General features: G+C 68.5%; 20 protein-coding genes. 11 read left to right on the forward strand and 9 right to left on the reverse strand.

All coding sequences use genetic code 11. The annotated features are described in order from the left end of the window. Positions 1–30: 30 nt before the first annotated feature. A complete protein-coding gene (locus tag JQX13_RS24610; RefSeq protein WP_239015119.1) occupies positions 31–345 on the reverse strand; it encodes a winged helix-turn-helix transcriptional regulator in 315 nt (104 codons plus the stop codon). 173 nt (positions 346–518) lie between these two features. Between JQX13_RS24610 and JQX13_RS24615 the strand changes: the two genes are divergently transcribed. After that, complete coding sequence (locus JQX13_RS24615; protein WP_203411355.1) at positions 519–1,220, forward strand: glutathione S-transferase family protein; 702 nt, start codon at positions 519–521, stop codon at positions 1,218–1,220. 433 nt (positions 1,221–1,653) lie between these two features. On the opposite strand, the gene JQX13_RS24620 is transcribed toward JQX13_RS24615, so the two are convergent. The 4 genes from JQX13_RS24620 to JQX13_RS24635 all read right to left on the reverse strand — a co-directional run bounded on the left by JQX13_RS24620 (position 1,654) and on the right by JQX13_RS24635 (position 6,543). Beyond that, positions 1,654–3,207: a hypothetical protein gene (locus tag JQX13_RS24620; protein WP_203411356.1), complete on the reverse strand. Its 1,554-nt coding sequence runs from the start codon at positions 3,205–3,207 to the stop codon at positions 1,654–1,656. Positions 3,208–3,218: 11 nt separating this feature from the next. Continuing rightward, a complete protein-coding gene (locus tag JQX13_RS24625) occupies positions 3,219–3,881 on the reverse strand; it encodes a hypothetical protein (RefSeq protein WP_203411357.1) in 663 nt (220 codons plus the stop codon). Beyond that, positions 3,871–5,217 (reverse strand): hypothetical protein, encoded by a 1,347-nt coding sequence (locus tag JQX13_RS24630; protein ID WP_430384192.1) that lies wholly within the window; start codon positions 5,215–5,217, stop codon positions 3,871–3,873. Before JQX13_RS24630 ends, JQX13_RS24625 begins: the two co-directional genes overlap by 11 nt. A gap of 561 nt (positions 5,218–5,778) precedes the next feature. Beyond that, complete coding sequence (locus JQX13_RS24635; RefSeq protein ID WP_203411359.1) at positions 5,779–6,543, reverse strand: SDR family NAD(P)-dependent oxidoreductase; 765 nt, start codon at positions 6,541–6,543, stop codon at positions 5,779–5,781. 316 nt (positions 6,544–6,859) lie between these two features. Here JQX13_RS24635 and JQX13_RS24640 point away from each other — a divergent pair, with 316 nt between their 5' ends. The 9 genes from JQX13_RS24640 to JQX13_RS24680 all read left to right on the forward strand — a co-directional run bounded on the left by JQX13_RS24640 (position 6,860) and on the right by JQX13_RS24680 (position 14,342). Next, on the forward strand, positions 6,860–7,369 hold the full coding sequence (locus JQX13_RS24640; RefSeq protein ID WP_203411360.1) for an SUF system Fe-S cluster assembly regulator: 510 nt from the start codon (positions 6,860–6,862) through the stop codon (positions 7,367–7,369). Then, positions 7,366–8,802, forward strand: coding sequence for a Fe-S cluster assembly protein SufB (gene sufB, locus JQX13_RS24645; RefSeq protein WP_203411361.1), 1,437 nt, complete (start codon positions 7,366–7,368; stop codon positions 8,800–8,802). Before JQX13_RS24640 ends, sufB begins: the two co-directional genes overlap by 4 nt. Then, positions 8,799–9,575 carry a Fe-S cluster assembly ATPase SufC gene (sufC, locus tag JQX13_RS24650; RefSeq protein WP_203411362.1) on the forward strand — a complete coding sequence of 259 codons (777 nt, stop codon included), beginning with the start codon at positions 8,799–8,801 and terminating at the stop codon, positions 9,573–9,575. The genes sufB and sufC overlap by 4 nt, the downstream gene beginning before the upstream one ends. Continuing rightward, on the forward strand, positions 9,572–10,897 hold the full coding sequence (gene sufD, locus JQX13_RS24655) for a Fe-S cluster assembly protein SufD (RefSeq protein ID WP_203411363.1): 1,326 nt from the start codon (positions 9,572–9,574) through the stop codon (positions 10,895–10,897). Before sufC ends, sufD begins: the two co-directional genes overlap by 4 nt. After that, a complete protein-coding gene (locus tag JQX13_RS24660) occupies positions 10,894–12,123 on the forward strand; it encodes a cysteine desulfurase (protein ID WP_203411364.1) in 1,230 nt (409 codons plus the stop codon). The genes sufD and JQX13_RS24660 overlap by 4 nt, the downstream gene beginning before the upstream one ends. Continuing rightward, positions 12,120–12,572 carry a Fe-S cluster assembly sulfur transfer protein SufU gene (sufU, locus tag JQX13_RS24665; RefSeq protein ID WP_203411365.1) on the forward strand — a complete coding sequence of 151 codons (453 nt, stop codon included), beginning with the start codon at positions 12,120–12,122 and terminating at the stop codon, positions 12,570–12,572. The genes JQX13_RS24660 and sufU overlap by 4 nt, the downstream gene beginning before the upstream one ends. A gap of 13 nt (positions 12,573–12,585) precedes the next feature. Then, entirely contained in the window at positions 12,586–13,146 is a 561-nt protein-coding gene (sufT, locus tag JQX13_RS24670) for a putative Fe-S cluster assembly protein SufT (protein ID WP_203411366.1), read from the forward strand. 23 nt (positions 13,147–13,169) lie between these two features. After that, positions 13,170–13,715 carry a hypothetical protein gene (locus tag JQX13_RS24675; RefSeq protein ID WP_203411367.1) on the forward strand — a complete coding sequence of 182 codons (546 nt, stop codon included), beginning with the start codon at positions 13,170–13,172 and terminating at the stop codon, positions 13,713–13,715. A 168-nt stretch (positions 13,716–13,883) separates the two neighbouring features. Next, a complete protein-coding gene (locus JQX13_RS24680; RefSeq protein WP_203411368.1) occupies positions 13,884–14,342 on the forward strand; it encodes a hypothetical protein in 459 nt (152 codons plus the stop codon). 277 nt (positions 14,343–14,619) lie between these two features. On the opposite strand, the gene JQX13_RS24685 is transcribed toward JQX13_RS24680, so the two are convergent. The 3 genes from JQX13_RS24685 to JQX13_RS24695 form a co-directional block, all read right to left on the reverse strand. Continuing rightward, positions 14,620–18,399, reverse strand: coding sequence for a DUF3857 domain-containing protein (locus JQX13_RS24685; protein WP_203411369.1), 3,780 nt, complete (start codon positions 18,397–18,399; stop codon positions 14,620–14,622). A 66-nt stretch (positions 18,400–18,465) separates the two neighbouring features. Next, positions 18,466–20,280: a serine/threonine-protein kinase gene (locus JQX13_RS24690; RefSeq protein WP_203411370.1), complete on the reverse strand. Its 1,815-nt coding sequence runs from the start codon at positions 20,278–20,280 to the stop codon at positions 18,466–18,468. A 94-nt stretch (positions 20,281–20,374) separates the two neighbouring features. Further along, positions 20,375–21,877, reverse strand: coding sequence for a RecQ family ATP-dependent DNA helicase (locus JQX13_RS24695; protein WP_203411371.1), 1,503 nt, complete (start codon positions 21,875–21,877; stop codon positions 20,375–20,377). A gap of 309 nt (positions 21,878–22,186) precedes the next feature. Here JQX13_RS24695 and JQX13_RS24700 point away from each other — a divergent pair, with 309 nt between their 5' ends. After that, positions 22,187–22,642 (forward strand): RsbRD N-terminal domain-containing protein, encoded by a 456-nt coding sequence (locus JQX13_RS24700; RefSeq protein WP_203411372.1) that lies wholly within the window; start codon positions 22,187–22,189, stop codon positions 22,640–22,642. 56 nt (positions 22,643–22,698) lie between these two features. On the opposite strand, the gene JQX13_RS24705 is transcribed toward JQX13_RS24700, so the two are convergent. After that, entirely contained in the window at positions 22,699–22,947 is a 249-nt protein-coding gene (locus JQX13_RS24705; RefSeq protein ID WP_203411373.1) for a hypothetical protein, read from the reverse strand. Positions 22,948–22,984: the final 37 nt, after the last annotated feature.

Here is a 22,984-nt window from a genome sequence, read left to right on the forward strand (position 1 = left end):
TTGGCTCGTTGGTCCCTGAAGGGACTTTCTTCAACTGGCCTGGCTGCCGCGGATCGGCTCGTCCGTCCGGCGCCGCCGCTGAAGGTCCTCCCACCAATCGCCGAGTGCATTGAGCAGGGGCACCAACCCGCGGCCTTCCGCCGAGAGCTCATAGTCCACGCGCGCGGGTACGCCCGGGTAGACCGTGCGGGACACAATCCCGGCGGCCTCCAGCTCGCGAAGCTCGAGCGTCAGCATCCGTTGCGAGATCTTCGGGTTGTCGCGGCGCAACTCGCTGAACCGCTTGGGGCCGTTGCTCAAGTAATAGATCAGCAGCGTGGGCCAGCGCCCGCTCAGAAGGCGCATCACATCTTCGATGGGACATCCGGAAACCGTGTCTTTCATCGTCGTCACCGAGTATGAAAAATGTAACCACACAACATTTTTGTGCCTACTTCACAAACATTTCGAACTGACGCATATGAGTTCCAGCCGCTGCGCTTCAGGCGCGGCGACGTCGACCCAGGAGAAGACAAGACATGGAACCCGTGCTTCTTTATGGAATCCCGCTGGGGTGTTCATTCGGTTCGATCGTGGCGATGGAGTGGCTCGGACTGCCGTACCGGCTCTGTCGGATCAACATGCCCGAGGATACGCAGCGGGACCTCTTCGTGCAGCTCAACCCTGTTCGCCAGACGCCGGTCCTGCTGCTCGAGAATGGTACCGTCCTGACCGAAAGCGCCGCGATCCTGCCGCATCTCGCCAACAGGGCACCGGCCCGGCGGTTGGGCTTCGCCCAGGGCACGCCCGAACACGACCGGCTCAATGAGACCCTGGCCTTCCTCAACACGACCTTCTTCTCGGCGTTCGGCCCGCTCTGGACGGCCTACGAGATGGAGGAGAATCCACCCGTCCAGGAGATGCTGAGGGAGATGGGCCGCAAGAAGGTCGCCAAGGCGCACGAGGAGTTGGAGGCGCTGATGGCGAAACGGGAATGGCTCGCGGGCGACACGCGCACGATCGCCGATGCCTACTTCATCGGCATCGCGCGCTGGGCCGAGTTCCACGGCGTGGCGGATCCTCGGGAGTATCCGAGGCTCCATGCGCATATCCGAAGGCTGGAGGAGGACCCCGCGGTGATCTTCGCTCACGCGATCGAGGAGCAGCGTTCGGCCACGAGCGCGGGTGGATTCAAGGGCCATGTCGCGCTCGAGGACTTGAGGGCGCGTCTGGCGGTTTGATGCCCGCGGGCAGCTGGCCCGGCGCAGGTGCCGGGGCCGGCCATTCACGGAGTCACCTGGGGTCCCGTCGAGGATTGCGCGGGGCAATCCACCCCAGCTCCCGACGGGCCCATGAGGCCGGTGTCACCCTTGGGCCTCGTGGCACCCGCCGGACCCTGGGGACCCGCCGGGCCCGTATCGGTGAGTGTCAACGGCGTTATCGCGAGAAGATGACTCGAGCAGTGGGCAAAAGAGATGGCACTGCAGGGGTGGGGTTGAGGCGGACAGGGCCAGCAGGAGTCCAGTCGTCCGTCTCCTGGTAGAGGAGGGTCTGGGCAGGCGTGTACTCCAGCGGTGCGCTGCTCCATCGTCGTGCCCGATGCCATCTCCCTGAGCGCGGCGGGTTGGCTCTTCTCCGGGACCCCGTACGACTCCGGGGTCCGGATGGCTCGGCTCAGCTGCGCACGAAAGCGCTCGCATCGGGGAGCCCGCTGCCTGAGGTATCGACGCCCAGGGCGGTCAGGACACCCGAGAAGATGTCCGGCTCGTTCGTCGTCATCTTGCCGCGTTGTGGCTCTCCGGTACGCGGGTCGAACCCGTAGGTCAGCGTGGTGGACGGGTCGATTCCACCCAGCAGCGTGTTGCCCTCGAGCATCGGTGAGAACATCACGAAACCGTTGTTCAGGTCATGCCCGGAGCTGAACGCGGTGGCGTTGTTGGGCCGCGAGCGCGTGCGCCCGAACTCGGTCGCCACGTAGATCAACGTGCGGTCCCACATGCTCTCTCCCGTGGTCTCATCGAAGGGCTCCGTTTTGAGCAGGTCGATGAGCTTGTCCACCACGGACATCACCCGTGACCACATGAAGGCCTGAGCCGCACGATGATCGGTGTGGCTGAAGTCGAAGGCCAGCGGTGGGTTGGCGATGAGCTCGTGCTCTCCACCCACCGACACGTTGAACGATGGACCCAGCGTCACCGTCACCGATACGCGGTGTTTGAGGAGCAGGAACGCCAGCGCTGCCTGTCCCTCCACGGGGTCGGTCAGGTAGTACGGGAACGCATTGCGCAGCCGATCCCCGTCGGGGGAGCTCGACAGGCCGTACTCCGAGAGCGGCATCTTCGGAGGCTGATCGGGCAACACGTTGAGGCGGTTGATCAGATCCTTCGCCTCCAACGCCGGTTGCCCCACGATGCGCTGCTCGTTCCACCTCTGGAGCGCCGCCGCGTTCTCGAAGGTCCGCCCGAAGATCGACTGTGAATCGAGCGTGTTGCGCGTGCGCCGGGCCATCTCCACCACGTCGCGCGGGGGCGCTTCCTTGATGCCCTTGCTGCCATCGAGGCCCAACGGCCAGAACGAGGCGTTGGACACCACCTCCCCGTAGCAGTACGAGGGCAGCGAGCTGTCGGTGCCGCGCTCGGAGTAGCCCCCCATCCCCATGTTCACATTGGGAATGGGGAAGCCGGCTCCGTACTGCAGGGCCACGCACTCCTGCAGCGTGCGGCCGCGCCAGGCCGCGTTGCCGGTGAGGCTCCGCTTCTGCGCGATGGCGTGGTTCACCGAGGTTCCCACCGAGGTGGCTACCAGCATGTGGTCCTTGTGCTTGCGCACGAAGGGCAGTTGATCCGTGTTCACCGGCTGGGGAATGTTGCCCAGCAGCTGGTTGATCACCTTCACCGCGCGGAACGGGGAGCCGTCCACGCTCTGCACCAGCTCGTCGGGGAAGGTGTTGAGCTTCGAGGCGTTCTCGCCGGCCTCCGAGGCGCGCACCGCCAGCAGGCTGTCGACGATGGAGGCGCCGCCTGCCGCGCCTATGACGATGAGGAAGCGGGGCTTGCCATCGAGACGGGCGCGGCGCACGCCCCCGAGCCGCTCGAGTGTCTCCGGGGTGTTGAGCGTGTCGCGGCAGCCCGTCAGCAGGGGCCCCAGCGTCGCGGAGCCCGCTGCGCACAGCGATAGTGCCTTCAACATCTCCCGGCGCGAAAGCCGGCCATTGTTGCGGAGTGACATGGCGTTTCCCTTTAGAAGAAGATGGACTCGGCGGAGGAGAGGACGACGAAGCAGGCGGCCTTCATCCAGTCGCGGCCGGGCGCCTGACTGCCCGAGGACTCGATGTCGGTGGCCAATTGCAACAACGCGCCCACCTCGGCCTCCGTGGGGTCTCGCAGCAGTGCGCGCTGGTAGAGCGCGGTGATGGCGTTCCTCACCGGTGCACTCTCCCGGCTCGCCAGGCGACCCTGGGAGTCGAGGTCGATGCCTCCGAAGATGACGGCCTCCGTGGGGGGGGTGAGGTCGAGCGTGACGCGTTGGCCACAGGCCGACAGTGCCACGCGGTCGACGGCGATGGGCGTGGTCACTCCGGTGAATGGCATAGGCTCGTAGATGCCAATGCCATACGGCTCGACGCCGCCCAGGGCCACGGTGTGCACGGAGGAGGTGCAGGGGTACTGGCCCAACTCGTTGCACACCTGGGCGACCGGCAGCGACAGCGCCGCCGCGAAGTCGGACGTCAGCCGCTCCGGTCCCTTGAAGCGCAGGTTGTTGCGCGTGGAGCGAGCCAGCTCGGGAGGCGGTGGCGTGCCGGCGTCTTCCCCCGGGGGAGTGGGAGCGGGGGAGGGCGAGGGACAGGCGGTGAGCGCGCAGGCGGCGGACAGGATCAAGACGCGAAGGGAATCAGGGCGCACCGTAGGCCTCCGTGCGGATCAGATCGTGAAGCATGCGCTGCACGCGATACTGGTGCGTGCCCTTGAAGCGCTGCCAGATAGCGACGAACTCAGCGTTCTCCTCGGCCGTCGGGGCGTGGCCGATGAGCAACTTCCAGTAGTCGGTGACGGCTGCGATGGCGAAGGCGTCGCTGTTGGCGCCCACGTGCGCCCACTCCACGAGGTTGTTCACGGGCTGGCCGAGGATGTAGCCGGCCTCGGGGGTCTGGGTGATGTTCGGCGCGACGTCACTGAAGTACGTTTCGAGGCGGTTGGGGATGTAGTTCGCCGAGCTTGGGATATCCGTGAGGGAGATGCCCTGGTAGTTGCGGAAGGGGTAGCTCAGCGGGTCGAGCGTCGCGTGGCAGGCGGCGCAGGCGGGCTCCGCCACACCCTTGGCGTCGTAGTCGCGGGGCTCGTTGGGGATGCTGTAGAGGCCCTCCTGCCTGGCGATGTCGTAGCCCAGATACGCACGGTAGGCCTGTGACGCGGCGTTACGAGGCAGCGCGGTGAACATCACGAAGTAGGTGAGGCTCCACGAGGAGGTGAGATTGCCCGCGCGGTGCTCCTCCTGCCGGACGTACAGCGGAGACATCGGCTCCGTCGCTCGCGTGTAGCGCGTGGGGTCCTTCTTGCTCCAGTGCACGAAGTACTTCGCCGTCATCACATCGCGCGCGTCGTGGTCGTCGATCTGTGAGTAGGTATAGAGCGCGTAGTCCTCGTAGTAGTCGGCGATGAGAATGGTTCCTTCGTCCTCTCCGTACTTGAGCGAGCCCACCGGGCGGATCTTCGGATGCGCCAGTTTCCATAGCTGCCCATCCTTGCCGCGCCAGAACGCAGTCTGGGTGCAGCGGTCGAGCTCGGCGTCGAGTCGGGCGCGCTGCTCCTCGACGCTCAACGCGGCGAACTCCTTGAGCTGCTCATAGGTGGGCGACTGTCCGCAGAAATCCAGCAGCACGCGCCGGTACGCGAAGCGTGTGTCGTAGCGGCACACGTCGTACTGGGGGTTGGTGCCCGCCGAGCAGCCGCCCGTATCCACGGGCACGCTGTTGGCGTCAGCCGGCAGGGTACCGCGCTGGATCTCCACGAGGTTCGGCACGCCGTCGCCATCCGCATCCACCTCCTCGACCGCCCTGAGCGCGGTGGGGAGCGCGAATGCGAAGTCCGTATCGGACAGCGGGCGCGGCGCACCGGGTGCCAGGTGGGGCTCCAGCCCGGCTCCGAAGGCATTGCGCTGTGGCGGAGCGACGTGACAGTAGGTGCAGGATGGCTGTTGCCCGGTACAGGCGGGTGCCGAGGGATATGTGGTGCAGAACACGCTGCCCGCGGGCGGTTTGGCTAACGCCTCCCCTGACAGGCAGAGGGCAGCCCCCAGAATGAGTCGTCGAAACACCTGTGCTCCTTGTGTGTGGGGACTTCAAGACAAACAGGGATGATCCAGCGGCTTCTGGGCCGAAAAGCCGCGGACCATTCCCTGAAAAACCAATCCCCCCATCAAGTGTCACTAGGCAGAACAGATCTTGTGTTCTGAGAAAGCAATTGATGTTGTGGGGCCGTGACCTACAGTCATTCCCAACATCTCGCGGGAGATCGGCGCCTCGTTTCACCAGCGCCCGTACGCGCGTGCGCTACAACTCCGAGCACCCGGGGGCACGTCAGGAGCTGTTTCTCTTCCCGCCCCCCCACCGCACGGGACTCGTCTTCGATTTCAAGAGCACCATGTCCTACGTGACGCCGCGGCGCTGTCTGGAGCTGGGTCGGGTCGAGGGGCCTCACTGGCGTCCCTCGGTCCCGGACTACTACCGCTTCGTGCTCGGCCGGCCCCAGCTTGATGACATCCTCATCGCGCCCTCCACGCGCGGGGCTGGCGCGCGTCTGCTCAGAGCACCACCTTGCTCGCGACGGCGTCGAAGAGGACGTTGGGCACGAACTTCGCCAGGCCCACGGCCCGATCCATCGGCCAGGGGAATCCGTATTCGTCCTCCCCTCGCACGATGGCCCGCGCCATGAAATCCACGGCGGGCTCCGCTTCCAGGAGGAAGGGCATGGTGTGCTGGATGTTGGCCGTCATCTCCGTCTTCACGAAGCCAGGTTTGATGCAGGTGACGCGCACCTGTGTGCCGTGGAGATCCACCCGCAGGCTCTCCAGGAAGGTGTTGAGGAAGGCCTTGGATGCCGAGTAGGCCGCGTTCTGCGGCAGGCCCCGGCAGCTCGCCAGGCTGGAGACTCCCACCAGGTGTCCCCGGTTGCGCTCCACCATTCGCGGTAGCACCGCCGACAGCGTGGCCACGGCCCCGGTGACGTTCACGTCGATGACCTTCTTCGCGTGCTCCCACGGGAAGTTCCGGCCGTCCGTCATTCCTCCCACCCCCGCGTTGGCCACCACCAGGTCCAGTCCGCCGCAGGCGTCGTCCAGCTCGCGGATGCGCTCGAGCGTGGCCTCCGCCTGGGAGACATCCAGCTCCACGGGCTCGATGTTGGCACCGGCCGCCCGTGCCTCCCTCGCGAGGTCGTCCAGCTGGGGGCGGCGTCGTGCGGCGGCGTACACCTTCACGCCCTTCTTGCCGAACCACAGCGCCAGTCCGCGTCCCAGGCCGCTCGAGGCCCCCGTCACCAGCGCCGTCCGATAGTTCATCTCCTTCATTCGCTTCCTCCTCTGGCTCGGGGACTTAGCGCGGGGACCCCGTCGTCAACAGGGGGCTCCTCTCCTGCTCGCCCCGGCGTGTTCTGCACCTTGCTCAGTTCGGTGCGCGTGCGGGGGTGCACCCGGGGATCCGCATACCCTCACCCCAGCCCTCTCCCGGAGGGAGAGGGGGCATACACGGCCGGTCGGGGTGCAGCCCGTTCGCCAGGTGCGTGATGGCACGATTTTTAATGCGGACCAACTTAGTCCTGTTTAAAGAGCCAGAACGCAGGTGCCCCCGGCAGTCGGGGGCGCCCAATCGGTGGAGAGATTCCGAATGCTCCGGATGAGCAAGATGACCGACTACGGCATCGTGCTGCTGACCGAGCTGGCGCGTGCCGGGAATGAAACGCGCACGGCGAGGGAATTGGCGGCCGGTACCGGTGTGCCCCTGCCCTCGGTGAGCAAGGTGCTCAAGGGGCTCCAGGGTGCCGGCCTGCTCGTGTCCCATCGGGGCGCGAGCGGTGGTTATGGCCTGGCCCAGCCCGCGGATCGCATTCCCCTCACCGACATCATCGCCGCGCTCGAGGGCCCCGTCTCCCTCACCGAGTGTGGTGCGCACGGTGCGCATCCTCCGGCCGGCACCTGTGAGCTGGAGACGGTATGCCGCGTGCGCGGCCACTGGCGTGTCATCAACCGCACCATCCAGGACGCGCTCGGGCGCCTGACGCTGGCCGATCTCTGTGCGCCGGTACCTCGCCTGGTGGGCCTCGGAGTGCCCGCCCGCCCGTCCGCCCCCACCCAGAATCCCACCCCTCCGGCCACCGTGAGAGGAGTCCCATCATGAGTACGCAGACCATCCAGGAGCTCACGAAGCGCCAGTACGAGGCCGGCTTCGTCACCGCGGTGGAGTCCGAGTCCATCCCCAAGGGGCTCAACGAGGACATCATCCGCCTCATCTCCGCCAAGAAGGGCGAGCCCGACTTCATGCTCGAGTGGCGCCTGCGCGCCTACCGGCACTGGCTCACCCTCGAGGAGCCGGACTGGCAGAAGGTGGCCTACTCGCGCATCGACTACCAGGACATCATCTATTACTCGGCCCCCAAGCAGAAGCCGAAGCTCGAGAGCCTGGATCAGGTGGATCCGGAGATCCTCAAGACCTACGCCAAGCTCGGCATTCCGCTCGAGGAGCAGAAGCTCCTGCAGAACGTGGCGGTGGATGCCGTGTTCGACTCGGTGTCCGTGGCCACCACCTTCAAGGACAAGCTGGCCAAGGCCGGCGTCATCTTCTGCTCCTTCTCCGAGGCGGTGCGCGAGCACCCCGAGCTGGTGAAGAAGTACCTGGGCACGGTGGTGCCGCACTCGGACAACTTCTTCGCGGCGCTCAACTCGGCGGTGTTCAGCGACGGCTCGTTCGTCTATGTGCCCAAGGGGGTGCGCTGCCCCATGGAGCTGTCCACCTACTTCCGCATCAACGCGGAGAACACCGGCCAGTTCGAGCGCACCCTCATCGTCGCCGACGAGGGCAGCTATGTGAGCTACCTCGAGGGCTGCACCGCGCCCATGCGCGATACCAATCAGCTCCACGCCGCCGTGGTGGAGCTCGTGGCGCTCGATGGGGCCACCATCAAGTACTCCACCGTGCAGAACTGGTACCCCGGTGACGAGCAGGGCCGCGGTGGCATCTACAACTTCGTCACCAAGCGTGGCATCGCCCACAACCGCTCCAAGATTTCCTGGACGCAGGTGGAGACGGGCTCGGCCATCACCTGGAAGTACCCGAGCGTCATCCTCAAGGGCGACGACTCGGTGGGCGAGTTCTATTCGGTGGCGCTCGCCAACCACCGGCAGCAGGCGGACACGGGGACGAAGATGATCCACCTGGGCCGCAACTCGAAGAGCACCATCGTCTCCAAGGGGATCTCCGCGGGCCACGGGCAGAACACCTACCGGGGCCTGGTGAAGGTGCTCAAGAGCGCCGAGGGCGCGCGCAACTACACCCAGTGCGACTCGCTGCTGCTGGGGAGCAAGTGCGGCGCCCATACGCTGCCGTACATCGAGGTGAAGAACTCCTCGTCGCAGGTGGAGCACGAGGCGTCCACGTCCAAGATTGGCGAGGACCAGCTCTTCTACTGCCAGCAGCGAGGCATCTCGAAGGAAGACGCCGTGTCGATGATCGTCAATGGCTTCTGCCGGCAGGTCTTCAAGGAGCTGCCCATGGAGTTCGCCGTGGAGGCGCAGAAGCTGCTCAGCGTGAGCCTGGAAGGAAGCGTGGGATGAAGCCGCTGCTCAGCATCAACGACCTGCACGTGCGCGTGGCGGGTCGCGAGGTCCTCAAGGGAATCAACCTGGAGCTCATGCCCGGCGAGGTGCACGCCATCATGGGCCCCAACGGCTCGGGCAAGAGCACGCTGTCGCAGGTGCTCTCCGGCCGCGAGACGTACGAGGTGACGAAGGGCGAGGTGCTCTTCGACGGCAAGGATCTCCTGGCCATGCAGCCGGAGGATCGCGCCCACGCGGGCGTCTTCATGGCCTTCCAGTACCCGGTGGAGATTCCGGGCGTGGGCAACCTGCACTTCCTGCGCACGGCGCTCAACGCCCGGCGGCGCACCGAGGGCAAGGAGGAGCTCGACGCCATGGACTTCCTCCAGCTCGCGCGCGAGAAGTCCAAGCTGGTGCAGCTCGACCAGGCCTTCATGCAGCGCTCGGTGAACGAGGGCTTCTCCGGCGGCGAGAAGAAGCGCAACGAGATCTTCCAGATGGCGGTGCTGGAGCCGCGGCTGGCCATCCTCGACGAGACGGACTCGGGCCTGGACATCGACGCGCTGCGCATCGTCTCCGGGGGCATCAACGCGCTGCGCTCGCCGGAGCGGAGCATGCTCGTCATCACCCACTACCAGCGGCTGCTGGAGTACGTGGTGCCGGACAAGGTGTCCGTGCTGGCCGGCGGGCTCATCGTCCGCACGGGCGGGCGCGAGCTGGCGCTGGAGCTGGAGCAGAAGGGCTACGCGTGGCTGGGCCAGGGCGCGGGCGGTAAGGAGGCGCGGCCGTGACGGATGCGGGGTTGCAGCACTACCTCGACCTGGCCGAGCGCTTCCAGGCGGAGCGGGCCGCGGGTGCTCCCTCGTGGCTGCGGGCCTTGCGGCAGGACGGCATCGCGCAGCTCGCGCGCCAGGGCTTCCCCACCTCGAGGAACGAGGACTGGAAGTACACGAACGTGGCCCCCATCTCCGGCCATGCCTTCAGCCCCGTGCGCACCGTGCACGAGGCGGGCGTGGAGGCGGCGGTGGCGCGGCTCGCGCTGCCGGGCAGCGGCCCGAGGCTGGTGTTCGTGGATGGCTGGTTCGTCCGGGAGCTGTCTCGGGTGGACGGTCTGCCCGCGGGCCTCACGGTGCGCAGCCTGCGCGAGGCGCTGCAAGAGGGCGGGGAGGTGGAGTCGCTGGTGGGCCGCCGGGCGCGCGCGGAGGCGAGTGCCTTCACCGCGCTCAACGCGGCGCTGCTGGAGGAGGGCGCGCTGGTGTGCGTGGAGCGCGGGACGGTGTGTCCGGAGCCCGTGCAGCTCCTCTTCCTCGCGCGCGGGGACAACCACGTGGCGCTGGCGAGCCCCCGGGTGGTGGTGCGGGCCGGGGAGAACAGTGAGCTCACGCTGGTGGAGAGCTACGTGGGCGCGGCGCCGGGCGTCTCCTTCACCAACGCGGTGACGGAGGTGGTGCTGGGTGATGGGGCGCGGCTCACGCACCTCAAGCTGCAGGCCGAGTCCGAGACGGCCTACCACATCGGCAGCCTGCACGTGGAGCAGGGACGGGACAGCCGCTTCGCCTCGCATGTCATCTCCCTGGGCGGGGCGCTCGCGCGCAACGAGATACACGCGCTCTTCTGCGCCGAGGGGGGCGAGGCCACCCTGAACGGGCTGTACGTGGGCCACGGCACGCAGCACCTGGACAACTGGACGAACCTGGACCACGCGCACCCGCGCTGCAGCAGCCGCGAGCTGTACAAGGGCGTGCTGGACGACAAGGCGCGTGGCACCTTCCACGGCAAGGTGCTGGTGCGTCCGGACGCGCAGCAGACGGATGCGCGCCAGGCCAACCGCAACCTCCTCCTCTCGGAGTCGGCGATGGCGGATGCCCGGCCGCAGCTGGAGATCCTCGCGGACGACGTGAGGTGCGCGCACGGCGCGACGGTGGGCCGTCTGGACGAGCAGGCGCTCTTCTACCTCCGGTCCCGGGGCATTCCCCGGGCGCAGGCGGAGTCGTTGCTGACGCACGCCTTCGCCACCGAGGTGGTGGGCGCGGTCCCGCTGGCGACGCTGAGGGATCAGGTGGAGGAATTGCTGGCGCGCAAGTTGCCGGGAGCGAAGGAGGGAAGGGCATGAGCGGCTCATCTTTCGACGTGGCGCGCATCCGCGCGGACTTCCCCATCCTCCACCAGGAGGTGCGGGGCCGGCCGCTGGTGTACCTGGACAGCGCGGCGACGACGCAGAAGCCCCAGGCCGTCATCGACGCCCTGGTGCACTACTACACGCACGACAACGCCAACGTGCACCGGGGCGTGCACGCGCTCTCCGAGCGGGCCACGCAGGCCTACGAGGGTGCTCGCGAGCGGGTGCGCCGGTTCATCAACGCGCGCGAGACGAAGGAGATCATCTTCGTGCGCGGCTGCACCGAGGCCGTCAACCTGGTGGCGCAGACGTACGGGCGCAGCAAGGTGGGCCCCGGTGACGAGGTGCTCATCACCGCCATGGAGCACCACTCGGACATCGTCCCCTGGCAGATGCTCTGCCAGCAGGCGGGCGCCACGCTGAAGGTGGTGCCGGTGGACGAGCGGGGTGACCTGCGGATGGAGCAGCTCGACGCGCTGCTGACGGAGCGCACGCGCATCCTCGCGGTGACGCACGTGTCCAACGCGCTGGGCACGGTGAATCCGGTGCGGGAGATCGTGAAGCGGGCCCACGCTCGAGGCGTGCCGGTGCTGGTGGATGGCGCGCAGGCGCTGGCGCACTTCCGGGTGGACGTGCAGGAGCTGGACTGCGACTTCTACGCGTTCTCCGGACACAAGATGTTCGGGCCCACGGGCATCGGTGTGCTGTACGGCAAGGCCTCGGTGCTGGAGTCGATGCCGCCCTGGCAGGGCGGGGGGGACATGATCCTCACCGTCACCATGGAGAAGACGGTCTACAACCGGCTGCCGTACCGCCTGGAGGCGGGCACGCCGGACATCTCGGGTGCGGTGGGGCTGGCGGCGGCGATGGATTACATCGACGCGGTGGGGTTGGAGGGCATCTCGGCGCACGACCGCGAGCTGCTGGAGTACGGCTCGCGTGCGCTGGAGAGCGTGCCGGGCTTGAAGCTGTTGAGCCGGGGGCGCGAGCGCTCCGGAGTGCTGTCCTTCATCATGGAGGACGTGCACGCCCACGACGTGGGCACCATCCTGGATCGCGAGGGCGTGGCCATCCGGGCGGGGCACCACTGCGCGCAGCCGCTGCTGTCGTGCTTCGGGGTGGCGGCCACCGTGCGTGCGTCGCTGGCCATGTACAACACGCGCGAGGACATCGACGCGTTGGTTCGCGGGCTGCACAAGGTGCGGGAGGTGTTCGCATGAGCTCGGAGTTGCAGGACCTCTACCAGGAGGTGGTGCTGGAGCACGGGAAGCGCCCGCGCAACTTCCGCGAGGTGGAGGGCGCCAACCGGAAGGCGGATGGTTACAACCCGCTCTGTGGCGACCAGCTCACGGTGACGCTGCGGATGGAGGGCGACGTCATCAAGGACGTGGGCTTCGTGGGGCAGGGGTGTGCCATCTCCCGCGCCTCGGCGTCGCTGATGACGGGCGCGGTGAAGGAGCTGTCCCGGGCGGACGCCGAGCGGCTCTTCGAGCTGGTCCACAAGCTGGTGACGGAGGGCCCCGACGGTGTGGACATGGAGGCGTTGGGGAAGCTGGCGGTGCTGTCCGGCGTGAATGCGTTCCCGTCCCGGGTGAAGTGCGCGAGCCTGGCGTGGCATGCGCTGCGCGCGGCGCTCGAGGGCCAGTCATCCTCGGTCTCGACGGAGTAGGGAGGAGGTTCGGATGAGAGGCTTGCTGACACCGCTCGCGCGCGACTGCGAAGTGACGATGATTCCCAGCGGCGAGCGGGTGATGGTGCCCGCGGGCACCGAGGTGCGAGTGCTCCAGACGCTCGGCGGCAATGTGACCGTCCAGGGCGACTACGGGCAGCTCATGCGCATCGACGAGAAGGACGCGGAGGTGCTGGGGGCTGACTACCTCGCGCAGAATCCGAGGTCCGAGGCGTCCCAGGCGGAGGCCGCCGAGGGCTCGTTCGACGAGGAGCGCGTCTGGGAGCAGCTGCGCACGGTGTATGACCCGGAGATTCCGGTGAACATCGTGGAGCTGGGGCTGGTGTACCAGTGCAAGTCCACGTCGCTGCCCGAGGGCGGTTACCGGGTGGAGATCCACATGACGGTGACGGCTCCGGGGTGCGGCATGGGCCCCGTGCTGGTGGATGACGTGCGGCGCAAGGTGCAGGACCTGCCCGGGGTGAAGGAGGCGGATGTGCAACTCGTGTGGGATCCGCCCTGGGACCAGAGTCGCATGTCGGATGTCGCGCGATTGCAACTCGGTTGGATGTAGCCTCCTGCTTTCTCAGGAGGCATATGCGCAAGCCAATCTGGAGCGGTTTCGTTCTCTGTGCCCTGCTCGGATGTGCGGGGCCGAAGTCCTCGACCGGGGGCGGTGACACCCCCTCCACCCCCGTGGTGAGCCCCGCGGAAACTCCGACGGAAACTCCGGTGGCGGCTCCCCCGGGTGAGCAGCAGTCCCCGGCCGCCACTGACTCCACTCCCAGTGCCGTGCGGGTGACAGCGTCCCCCTCGCCCAAGGATGAGATCGCCATCAAGAGCGTCGAGGTCCAGGGCGATACGCTCGTGGCGAGGGTGATGCACTCGGGCGGCTGCGGTCCGCACACGTACGAGCTTCTCTGGGCGGGTAGCTTCCAGAAGTCGGCGGCGGGTGAAGCGCAGGCGGAGCTCGTCCTGGCCCACGACGCGCACGGGGATTCGTGCGAGGCCCTGCTGAACCGGACCGCGAGCTTCGACCTCGGTCCGTTGAAGCAGCGCTGGCGCGAGCAGAACAAGAGCGAGCACGGCACCGTCGAGCTGCGCTTCGCGGGCTCCCAGGCCATCGCGCGCTACACGTTCTGACAGTGCCCCCACGTGGCGGCTTTCCGATGAGCGCCTCGAATTTTCGAGGCGCTCGGACGTGTGGCGCCGAACGACGTGGGGTGTTCCTCCGAGGGACATCCCGGAGAACGCAGGGTGGTCCCGGACTTGCTCAGGCCTGCTCCCCGATTCGATTCAACAGGAGGGAGCATGCTGCGTCTGGTTTCGTCCGTGGTCGTTCTGTTGTGTCTGAGTGGGTGTTGCTTCCAGGATCCTGACATCATCTGGGGGGATGATCAGCAGGTCATCCGCTTGACGATCGGGGAGGCAGGGGTGGCTCCCTCGGGACCTCGGGACCCCGTCGACGTCGAGGGCCTCTCCCTCTCGGGGGACTTGTTGCTCGTGAATGTCTCCTACGGAGGGGGCTGTGCGGAGCACGACTTCGCGCTTTCGTGGGACGGTTCTTTCGCCGAATCCAACCCCACGCAAGCGTCGCTCGTCCTCCTCCACGATGCGCATGACGACCAATGCCGGGCGCACGTCACCACGACATTGCGTTTCGACCTGACGCCCGTGAAGGAGCGCTGGCGGGAGATGTACCGGAGTGAGCACGGGAGCACGATTCCGCACGTCGCTGGAGCTCGGGACATCGTCCTCTACGAATTCTAGGGATGGGCGACGGGGTCTCCGTACAGGCGGCGGCAGAGCCCGCGGGGTCCGTCCTGGCGCGGGTGCTCGCCAGTTCCCAGCGGCCATCGTGTGGAGCCTGATCCGTGAGGATGCGCTGCGCGGGTACGTCCTCACGCCGCACCCGGTCGTCCGTATCGCCGGGAGCGCCCCGCCTTCTCCTCGTGCGGAGCAGGGAACTCCCGCTGGGACTCCGGGGCCCTGATACCCTCACCCCAGCCCTCTCCCAGCGGGAGAGGGGGCGTAGTACTCGGGATGGCTACGGCTTCTTCTCCAGTACCAGGTCCCTCGATTGAATGAGGTCCACCTCTCCCGCGAAGTGCGCGAAGTCCTCGTACTTCTTCACCGGGATGCGCCCTCGCTCCACCCGCAGCGTCTCCTCGATGGTGAGTGTGCGTCCCTCCTGCTTCTCCGTGCGCAGCAGCCGCCCGAACGGGCTCTCCACCTTCAGCTGCGCCTGGGGATCCGTCAGCCGGTAGCCCTGCGGCATCGTCAGCGTCACCACCGTCTGGCTCGCATCGGTGTCGTCGAGGTACAGCGGCGTACTGCGCGTGCTGAGCTGCACGTACTGACGTCCCAGCATCGCCGGCATGGTGATGGTCGGCATCACCAGCCTGTCCTTGTCCGCCCGGGCGAAGTTCGGGGCCTTGAACTCGTAGCGCACCGTGAAGGGCGCCCCCACCTCCGCCGAGCGCTCCAGCTTCAGGCCCGTCAGCTCCGCTCCGCCGAAGTAGCGGCCCACCGCTCCTTGCAGTGCCTGCCGCCGGCGCTCACCGGAGATGGCCTCGAAGGCCTCCGCGAGCTGTGCCGCCTCGATACCCGTGTACTGCTCCTCGCCCTTGCCGATGAGCTGGCCGCTTCCATCCACTTCCAGCGCCAGCTTCACCTGCTTGCCGGTCTGCTGCTTCATGGGCGGCGTCTTCACCTTCTCCAGGGGACGGCCGGGCTCGGGCATCAGCCAGGCGTCACGCTCGCCCAGTGCCGTCTCGGGCAGCTCGCCGAACGGGGCGAACCGCGTGTTGGTGTCCAACCACACGGGGTCCTCGCCCGGCACGTCCACTCGCAGCACCACGTACGGCAGCAGCGACTCCTCGGGGAACAGGTACTCCGCCGGATCCGCCGAGAAGGTGCGCACCGCCGCGATGCGCGTGGGAATCCCCAGCGACTCCAGGCCCGCCTTCAGCACCCACAGCCTGCTGCCCCGGTCCTGCGCCACCGACGACGCCGCCGACTGCGTCAGCCCCGCGTCCCGGCCGCTGAAGCGCTTCATCACCGCCGCGTACAGCGCTCGCACCGCCTCCAGCCCACGCTTGTCTCCCACCGCCTCGCGCGCGAACGCCTCCACCTCCCAGTTGAGCATGCCCCGGTCCAGGAAGGAGTCCGCGTACACACCCACCAGCTTGTCGTTGCCCGTCGTGCCCGCGCCCACCACCACGAACGGCAGGTACTCCTTGCTCGACGGCGGGCCATCCGGCTCGGGGATGAAGGGCGGCACGTTCCGCACCTCGAAGGTGAAGACCTCCTCGTCTCCCTTCACCACCGGGGGCGGCACCTTCATGTTGTGCGCGTCCACCTTCATGCCCGTGCCCTTCGGCGCCACCACCGTGTACGTGGCCCGATGGTCCGGCATGTTGGCGATGCGGTAGTAGAAGTCCGAGGCCTTGAAGCCGGGCTGCGCCGGGCCGCGTGGGCCCTCCGCCAGCAGGTACTCCACCTCCACGTAGTCCCCCACCTGCACGCCCGGCAGACTGACGGTGTCCTTGCCCTCGATGCTCTCCGGCTCCAGCACCGTGCCGTCCGCCTTGATCGTCCGCAGCGCCAGCACCTGCGCGCCCGAGGGCAGGTGCACCTCGGCGATCTCCTGCACGCCGCTCTGCTCCAGCGCCTTCTGGATGCCGTGGATGCGGGTGACCTGTGAGCCGTCCGGGTAGACCTGCGTGGCCGCCGAGTCCAGCACGTAGGCGGCGGCGCTCTCCTCGGGGCCCGGGTTGGCCTCGTAGTCCTTGATGGCCTGCCGGCCGTCGATGGCATACGCCTGGAGGAGCTCCTGCCCCGTCTTCGCACGCACCACGGCGCGGCGCAGCGCCAGGTTGCTCCCGTCCAGCAGCAGGGCCTGCTCGCGCAGTGCCAGCGCGCCCTTCGCGTCTCCGGCGAGCTCGCGCACGTCCGCCAGCTTCTCCACCACCCTCGCGTTGCGCGGCCAGAGCGCGTTCAGGGCCCTCAGGGTGGCCGTGGCCTCGTCGAAGCGGCGCTGCGCCACGTACGCGCTCGTCAGTGCCACGCCCGTGGTCACGTCGCCGGGGTTGCGCGCGAGCTGCTGCTGGTAGAGCTCGGCGGCCCGAGCCAGGTCTCCCCGCATCCGCGCGTGCTCGGCGGCTCGGACGAGCGCTCCCGGGCAGCCCTCCAACGTCGCCACCAGCTCGTCCGCGCGCGTCACCGCGTCACGGCGTCGCGCCAGCGCGTAGCGCATCCCCTGCGCATCACACAGGCCCGGCTGCTCCTGGAGCGCCGCCAGCAGGCTCTCCTCGGCCGCGCTGTCCACCTCCAGCGCCAGCGCCGCGCGCGCCTCCAGCATGTAGACGGGCCAGCCCGTGGGCTTCGCCGCGGCCCGCGCCGTCTTGAGCGTCTCCAGCGCCGCGGCCGCCTGTCCGTCGTTGAGGGTCAGCTCGGCGCGCAGCAGCAGCGCCGTCACATCGCCTGGATCCTTCGCCAGCGCCGCCTCCAGGTCCCTCGTCGCGCGCCCGCGTGACACCTTGCTGGGGATGCTCCGGTCCTGCGAGGCCAGCTCGGCGCGAAGCGAGAGGACGGCGGGGACTTGCGAGGCCTTCTGCAGGCGCGTCATCAGCTTCCAGGCGCCGTTCGAGTCCCGTCCCATCCCATCGCGCACCGCGACGAAGTCCGCCAGCAGCGGGCCCGCCTCGGGGGTGAGCGCGGCGGCCAGGTCCTCCGCGCGCGGGTAGACGAGCTCCGCCTCGGCGTCCTTCGGGGCCGAGCCCCACGAGGAGGGCGCGGGCCCGGTGGCCGGGCTGTAGCGGATGGCCGACGGGCGCCCGTCCGCGCGTGCGAGCGCGAAGGTCATGTTGGCGCCGCGCTGGTCCTTCAGCAGCTTGAGGAGGATGCGGTGCCGGCCCGCCGCGAGCCGCACGGGGTGCGCCGTCACCGTGGAGGCGGCGCGGGCGAAGGCGCGGCGCTCCATCAGCGGCGTGCCATCCAGCATCACCTTGTGGGAGGAGGCGGAGACGGAGCGCACCACGTAGACACCGGCCTCGGGCACCTCCGCGTCCACGGCCAGCAGGTAGATGTCGCCTGGGCCCGGCTCGCCCGCCACGTCCAGGCGGCTGTCCGGCGCGCGCAGGGTGCGCGGCACGAGCGGGCCGAAGGGGCCGGTGAAGGGGCCCGCCAGCGAGCCGTCCTTCTCCGGAGGAGTGGTGTCGTCGAAGGCGAGCAGGTGCCAGGGAGAGAAGGGCCCCAGCAGCGTGGCCGTGCCCGTGGCGCCCATGTCCTCGAGCGCCTTGGCCTGGGCGGTCCGGTCGCCCCTCAGGCCGAGAATGGCGGCCTGGCTGGCACGCAGCAGCTGGGCGGCCTCGCCCATGGAGCCGGCGTCGAGCGCTGTCTTGAGGCCCGTGAGGATGACTTCATCCAGCGCGGGAGAGGAGCCCACCAGGTCCAGCACGTAACGCGCGGAGGGCACCGCGAGCGGATGGCGGGGAGCACGGGTGGCCACTGCCAGCGCGGCATCCAGCGCGCGGCGGGGCTGGGCGGCGCGGCGCGCGAGCAGGTGCTGGCCGTAGAGGGCGTAGGGGTCGGCCGGGTCCTTCGCCACGGCCTCGTCGAAGCGGCCCTGGGCCGCGGCCGCGTCTCCCGTCATCAACCACGCGTGGAAGCCGGCGAGCGCGAGTGTGCGGGCTTCGCTGTTCCCCTCCTTCGCCGCCGTGGCGGCTTGTTCGAGTACCTCGTTGGATGAGGGGGAGTGGGCACAGCCGGCCATGAGGCCGGCGACGAGCAGGAGCGCGGTGAGTCCGCGGTTGAGCGTGCGCATGGAGCGCACAGGGATAATGCAAAGCCCCGGGTGAGGCCACTTCCACTTACAGGGAGCGGCCCCTTGCTACTTCGAGCGCTTACCTTTGGACGGGGCGGGCTTGGTGGCGGGCCGCCTGGTGGGGGCTGGGGCGGAGGTCCTCACGGTCTGCTGGCGAGGGGGCTCGGCGGATTGGCTCGCGGTGGCCGGGGGCTGGTGCTTCACGATGTAGTTGAAGCCCTCGGCCTGGCAGATGCCCTCGATGCAGCCGAAAGCGGGGAAGGGGGCCCTGCCGAAATGCCTCTCCTGCCAGTTCAGCCCCAGGTGGAGGGGCTCGGCGATGGGGCGCTTGTCACCCTTGGTTCCCACCGAGGCGATCAGCACACCCTCTTCATCGATGTTCAGCTCGAGCTCCACGGGGCCCTCGGGGGACACGCCCCCCAGCATGGCTCCCTGCTTCTCTCCCAGTTTCCACTCCAGCCGGAGCGGCGCACCGGCGCCGTTGTACACCAGGGCCACGTACCGGTTTATCTCCCGCGTGCTGTTCACCAGCATCAGCGCGGTCTCGGGGTCCGGCGGAGGTCCGTAGATGAGGGGCCGGAGGTCCACGGTGTCGGACTCGGGGTTGCGGGTGTTCACCCGGGCCGTGAGGCGGGCGGTATCGCCCTTCATTCCGAGGACGTCCACGATCATGAGGCCCACGCGCGACTGGCCCTCCACGGCGGGGAAGACGAGCGTGCGGTCATCCAGGGTGAGCGGCCGGCCGGACACCAGCACGGAGGGCTGGTCCACCCCTTCACCCAGGGTCACCCTGCGTGGCTCGCCGTTGGCCGAGGTCAGCCGCCCCGCCATTCGCTGCGCCGAGGGGGGGCCGAGCTCCGCGGTGAGGGCGGCGCCCGGCGTCATGGGCACGCGCCTCTCCGTGTTGCGCAGCCACGTCACGCCCAGCACGGCCAGCGCGGCCAGCACCAGCAGCGTGGCCGTCGCCTGCAGGAAGACACGCACCGCGCGCTTCACCGCCAGCTTCACGCGCTGCATCCGGCTGAGCTTCGCCGGCCGCACGGTGGTGTAGTTGGGGGCGAGCGGCTCCAGCGCCCGGATGAGCTCGGACACGCTCGAGTAGCGGTCCGCGGGCAGCTGCTTGATGCAGTTGGCGATGATGCCGTCCAGCCGCGGGTCCAGCCCCGGCCTGCGGCGCGAGGGCGGATCATAGTGGCCCGCGGGCAGCTCGCCCACGAGCATCTCGTAGAAGATGAGGCCGAGCGCGAAGATGTCCGCGCGTCCGTCCGCGTTCTTCGAGTCCACCTTCTGCTCGGGCGCCATATAGGACAGCGTCCCCATGGCCACGTGCGTGCTGGTGAGCGCGAAGCGCGTGCTGGTATCCTCCAGGAAGGAGGCCAGGCCGAAGTCCGTCACCTTGGGGAGGTCCCCGGCCTGCGCGTCGAAGAGGATGTTCTCCGGCTTGAGATCCCGGTGGATGACGCCCCGGTTGTGCGCGTACTCGATGGCCCGGCAGATCTGCAGCATGACCCGCAGCGTCTCGTTCGGGTCTTCCTGGGGCGTGCGCATCCACTCGCGCAGGGAGGGCCCGTCCACGAACTCCATCACCAGGTAGTACGTCGACGCGGTGCTGCCCTTGTCGACGATGGAGACGATGTTCGGGTGGTGCAGGGTGGCGAGCGCCGCGGCCTCCTTCTGGAAGCGGGCGACGAAGCTCTCTTCCTGGGCGAGCTGCTGGCTGAGCAGCTTGACGGCGACGGTGCGGCCCAGGGACAGCTGGGTGGCCTTGTGGACCTCTCCCATGCCTCCGGTTCCGACGAGTTTCTCCAGTCGGTAGCCGGGGATGAGATCCGGCGCGTGCGGCCGGCTGATGGCGGTGGCGGTGGCGTCGAGCGAGGACATGGGGAGCCGAGGCTCGTCAGGCTACCAGAACCTTTCGGCCTCGGGCGTACAGGATGATCCCGCCCGCTACAGCCATTTCCGCGTATTTTTCCATCTACACCGCATTGGCGGTGTCCGCCGTGGTGGGGGGAGTGGCGATGCGTGTGGGACTGGCCGCGTCGAAGTGCCCGGCGGCCCGCTCCTCGCAGTTGTCGCAGTGCCCGCATTCGGCGTGTTCCGGCTCGTCGAAGTACTCGCCGAGGAAGCGCCAGCGGCACCCGGTGGTCTGCCCGTAGCGCATCATCTGCTGGAGGCGCTCCCGGTCGCTCTGGTGGCGCTTCTCGTAGGCGATGAGGTACTCGCCGAGCTCCTCGGCGCTCTCGAAGTCACGCAGTCGTTTCAGCCCGCGCGAGCCGCGATCGAGGATGCCGGCCCCGGCGAGCTGTGCCACCAGCACCTTCACCCGGTTGGCGGGCAGTCCCGAGGCCTCCGTCAGCACCTTCAGGGGCACGGGCTTGCCCTGGCGGTGGGCCCACAGCTCGCGCAGCACCGAGTAGAGCGCCTGGGACTCCTCGCGCCGGGGGTACTTGCCCCCGAGGAAGTAGCCCTGGATGCGCCGATCCTCCAGCCGGTAGAAGAGCACGGCGCGCGCTGGCTGTCCGTCCCGGCCCGCGCGCCCCGCCTCCTGGTAGTAGCTCTCCAGCGAGTCGGGGAACTGCCAGTGCGCCACGAAGCGGATGTCCGGCTTGTCGATGCCCAGGCCGAAGGCCTTGGTGGCCACGATGACGCGGTAGCCGTTCTCCATGAAGCGCTGCTGCACCTCCTCGCGCTCGGAGGCCTTCATCTTGCCGTGGTAGCGGCCCGCCTCGATGCCGGCGTCCTTCAGCCACTGCCACACCTCCTCGGCCTTGCGGACGGTGGCGGTGTAGACGATGCCCGTGCCCGGCTCCTCCTTCAGCAGCTTCATCAGCCGCGCCCGCTTGGCCTCGGGGTTCACCGTGCGCGCCACCTCCAGGAAGAGGTTGTCGCGCTGGATGCCGGTGTTCATCACCCTGGCCCCCCGCATGCCGAGCTGCTCGAGCACGTCCTCGCGCACCTGGGGGGTGGCGGTGGCCGTCAGCGCGAGGATGGGGGGCCGGCCGAGCTGCTGCACGGCGTCACGCAGCGCGAGGAAGGCCGGGCGGAAGTCGTGCCCCCACTGGGAGACGCAGTGGGCCTCGTCCACGACGAAGAGGGAGACGCCGGCCTTGCGCAGTGCCTCGATGCGCTCGGGCTTCTCCAGCTGCTCGGGCGTCATGTAGATGAGCCCGTGCTCGCCGCGGCGGACCTCTCTCGCCACCTCGTCCGCCTCGCGTTGGGTGAGCGTGGAGTCCAGCTTCACCACGTCCACCTCCGCCTCCGAGAGCTTCTCGTGCTGATCCCGCATCAGCGCCAGCAGCGGGGAGACGACGACGGTGGCCTTCGGCAGGAGGAGGGCGGGGAGCTGGAAGCACAGCGACTTGCCCGCGCCGGTGGGCATCACCCCGAGCACGTCCCTGCCCTGCAGCAGCGCCTCGATGATTTCCCGTTGGCCGGGCCGGAGCTCCTCCACGCCGAAGTGGGCGCGGGCCTCGGCCATGAGCTGCTCCCAGCTCGGCCGATGATTGCCGGATGTCCCTCCTGCCGCGTTCCTGTCTTCGGGAGTGTCCATGAGGTGTGCGGCGCCCCGGGATGAAGGGCGGAGGGCCGTGACTCTCAAGCTAGGGGGCGGGGATGTCCCCAGGGAGCCTGGACTCCGGATCCATGGGGTTCGCCAGGGGAGCAGGCAGGTGCGCTCGCCCGATGGAGCGGGATGCGAGGAGGCCCTTGCCTCCCTGCCTGTCACACCCCGCGCCTTCCGCTCCGCGCGTACCCACCTTTCCCCGTGAGAACACACGGGAGCGCATCCATGGAGACCCTCGCCGATATGATGGAGGCCGGAAGGGAGCGGCTCTTCGCGCGCTGGTTGGAGCGGGTCCAGCAACACCATGCTCCGGGTCCGCGCACGGAGCCGGAGCTGGCGGATCACATCCCGGAATTCCTACGGGAGGTCATCGCCGCCCTGCGTCGTGAGGAGGAAGGCGAGGCGCCGAAGACGCACCGGGTGGGCCCTCTGGGATGGGAGCATGGCGAGCAACGCTTCCTCATCGGGTTCGACCTCCGCGGCATCGTGCGCGAGTACGGTGCGCTGCACGAATGCATCTTCGAACTGGTGCAGGAGCGGGGGCACGCGCTGCTCCGCCTGGAGGAGGCGTGGATCCTCCTCCAATGCTTCAACAGGGCCATCGCGGATGCCGTCGCGCACTACACGCGGATGCGCGAGCGGGAGCTCGGAGGCGGCGAGGCGCATTCCTCCGCGAGCTAGAATTCTCCCGGCCCGGGAAACGACGGGGGCGCCCCCCTTCGCGGGGGGCGGTAGGACTACTGGAGCTCCTCGGCGGTCTTCGGGGCCTTCTTCGCGGCCTTCTTCGCGGGCTTCTTCGCCTCGGCCTTCACGGGCTCGGGCTTGGCCTCGGCCTTCACGGGCTCGGGCTTGGCCTCGGCCTTCACGGGCTCGGGCTTGGCCTCCGCCTTCACCTCGGCGGGCGCGGGCTCGGCGGCCTTGGCCGGCTCCGAGGCAAACGCGGACATGGAGGCGGTCAGGGCGATGGCGGCGATGAGGTTCTTCATGTGAATTCTCCGTGCAGCAACGAAACGTCGCGGCAGT

The sequence above is a fragment of the Archangium violaceum genome (assembly GCF_016859125.1).
In the GTDB taxonomy this organism is placed as follows: domain Bacteria; phylum Myxococcota; class Myxococcia; order Myxococcales; family Myxococcaceae; genus Archangium; species Archangium violaceum_A.

Excerpts from the sequence above, each read along its gene's own strand:
- JQX13_RS24615 (WP_203411355.1), top strand. The coding sequence starts at position 519 with ATGGAACCCGTGCTTCTTTATGGAATCCCGCTGGGGTGTTCATTCGGT.
- JQX13_RS24610 (WP_239015119.1), bottom strand. The coding sequence starts at position 345 with ATGCGCCTTCTGAGCGGGCGCTGGCCCACGCTGCTGATCTATTACTTG.
- JQX13_RS24705 (WP_203411373.1), bottom strand. The coding sequence starts at position 22,947 with ATGAAGAACCTCATCGCCGCCATCGCCCTGACCGCCTCCATGTCCGCG.
- JQX13_RS24690 (WP_203411370.1), bottom strand. The coding sequence starts at position 20,280 with ATGTCCTCGCTCGACGCCACCGCCACCGCCATCAGCCGGCCGCACGCG.
- JQX13_RS24695 (WP_203411371.1), bottom strand. The coding sequence starts at position 21,877 with ATGGCCGAGGCCCGCGCCCACTTCGGCGTGGAGGAGCTCCGGCCCGGC.
- JQX13_RS24680 (WP_203411368.1), top strand. The coding sequence starts at position 13,884 with ATGCTGCGTCTGGTTTCGTCCGTGGTCGTTCTGTTGTGTCTGAGTGGG.
- sufB (WP_203411361.1), top strand. The coding sequence starts at position 7,366 with ATGAGTACGCAGACCATCCAGGAGCTCACGAAGCGCCAGTACGAGGCC.
- JQX13_RS24620 (WP_203411356.1), bottom strand. The coding sequence starts at position 3,207 with ATGTCACTCCGCAACAATGGCCGGCTTTCGCGCCGGGAGATGTTGAAG.
- JQX13_RS24675 (WP_203411367.1), top strand. The coding sequence starts at position 13,170 with ATGCGCAAGCCAATCTGGAGCGGTTTCGTTCTCTGTGCCCTGCTCGGA.
- JQX13_RS24640 (WP_203411360.1), top strand. The coding sequence starts at position 6,860 with ATGCTCCGGATGAGCAAGATGACCGACTACGGCATCGTGCTGCTGACC.
- sufC (WP_203411362.1), top strand. The coding sequence starts at position 8,799 with ATGAAGCCGCTGCTCAGCATCAACGACCTGCACGTGCGCGTGGCGGGT.
- JQX13_RS24635 (WP_203411359.1), bottom strand. The coding sequence starts at position 6,543 with ATGAAGGAGATGAACTATCGGACGGCGCTGGTGACGGGGGCCTCGAGC.
- sufT (WP_203411366.1), top strand. The coding sequence starts at position 12,586 with ATGAGAGGCTTGCTGACACCGCTCGCGCGCGACTGCGAAGTGACGATG.
- JQX13_RS24700 (WP_203411372.1), top strand. The coding sequence starts at position 22,187 with ATGGAGACCCTCGCCGATATGATGGAGGCCGGAAGGGAGCGGCTCTTC.
- sufU (WP_203411365.1), top strand. The coding sequence starts at position 12,120 with ATGAGCTCGGAGTTGCAGGACCTCTACCAGGAGGTGGTGCTGGAGCAC.
- JQX13_RS24660 (WP_203411364.1), top strand. The coding sequence starts at position 10,894 with ATGAGCGGCTCATCTTTCGACGTGGCGCGCATCCGCGCGGACTTCCCC.
- JQX13_RS24685 (WP_203411369.1), bottom strand. The coding sequence starts at position 18,399 with ATGCGCACGCTCAACCGCGGACTCACCGCGCTCCTGCTCGTCGCCGGC.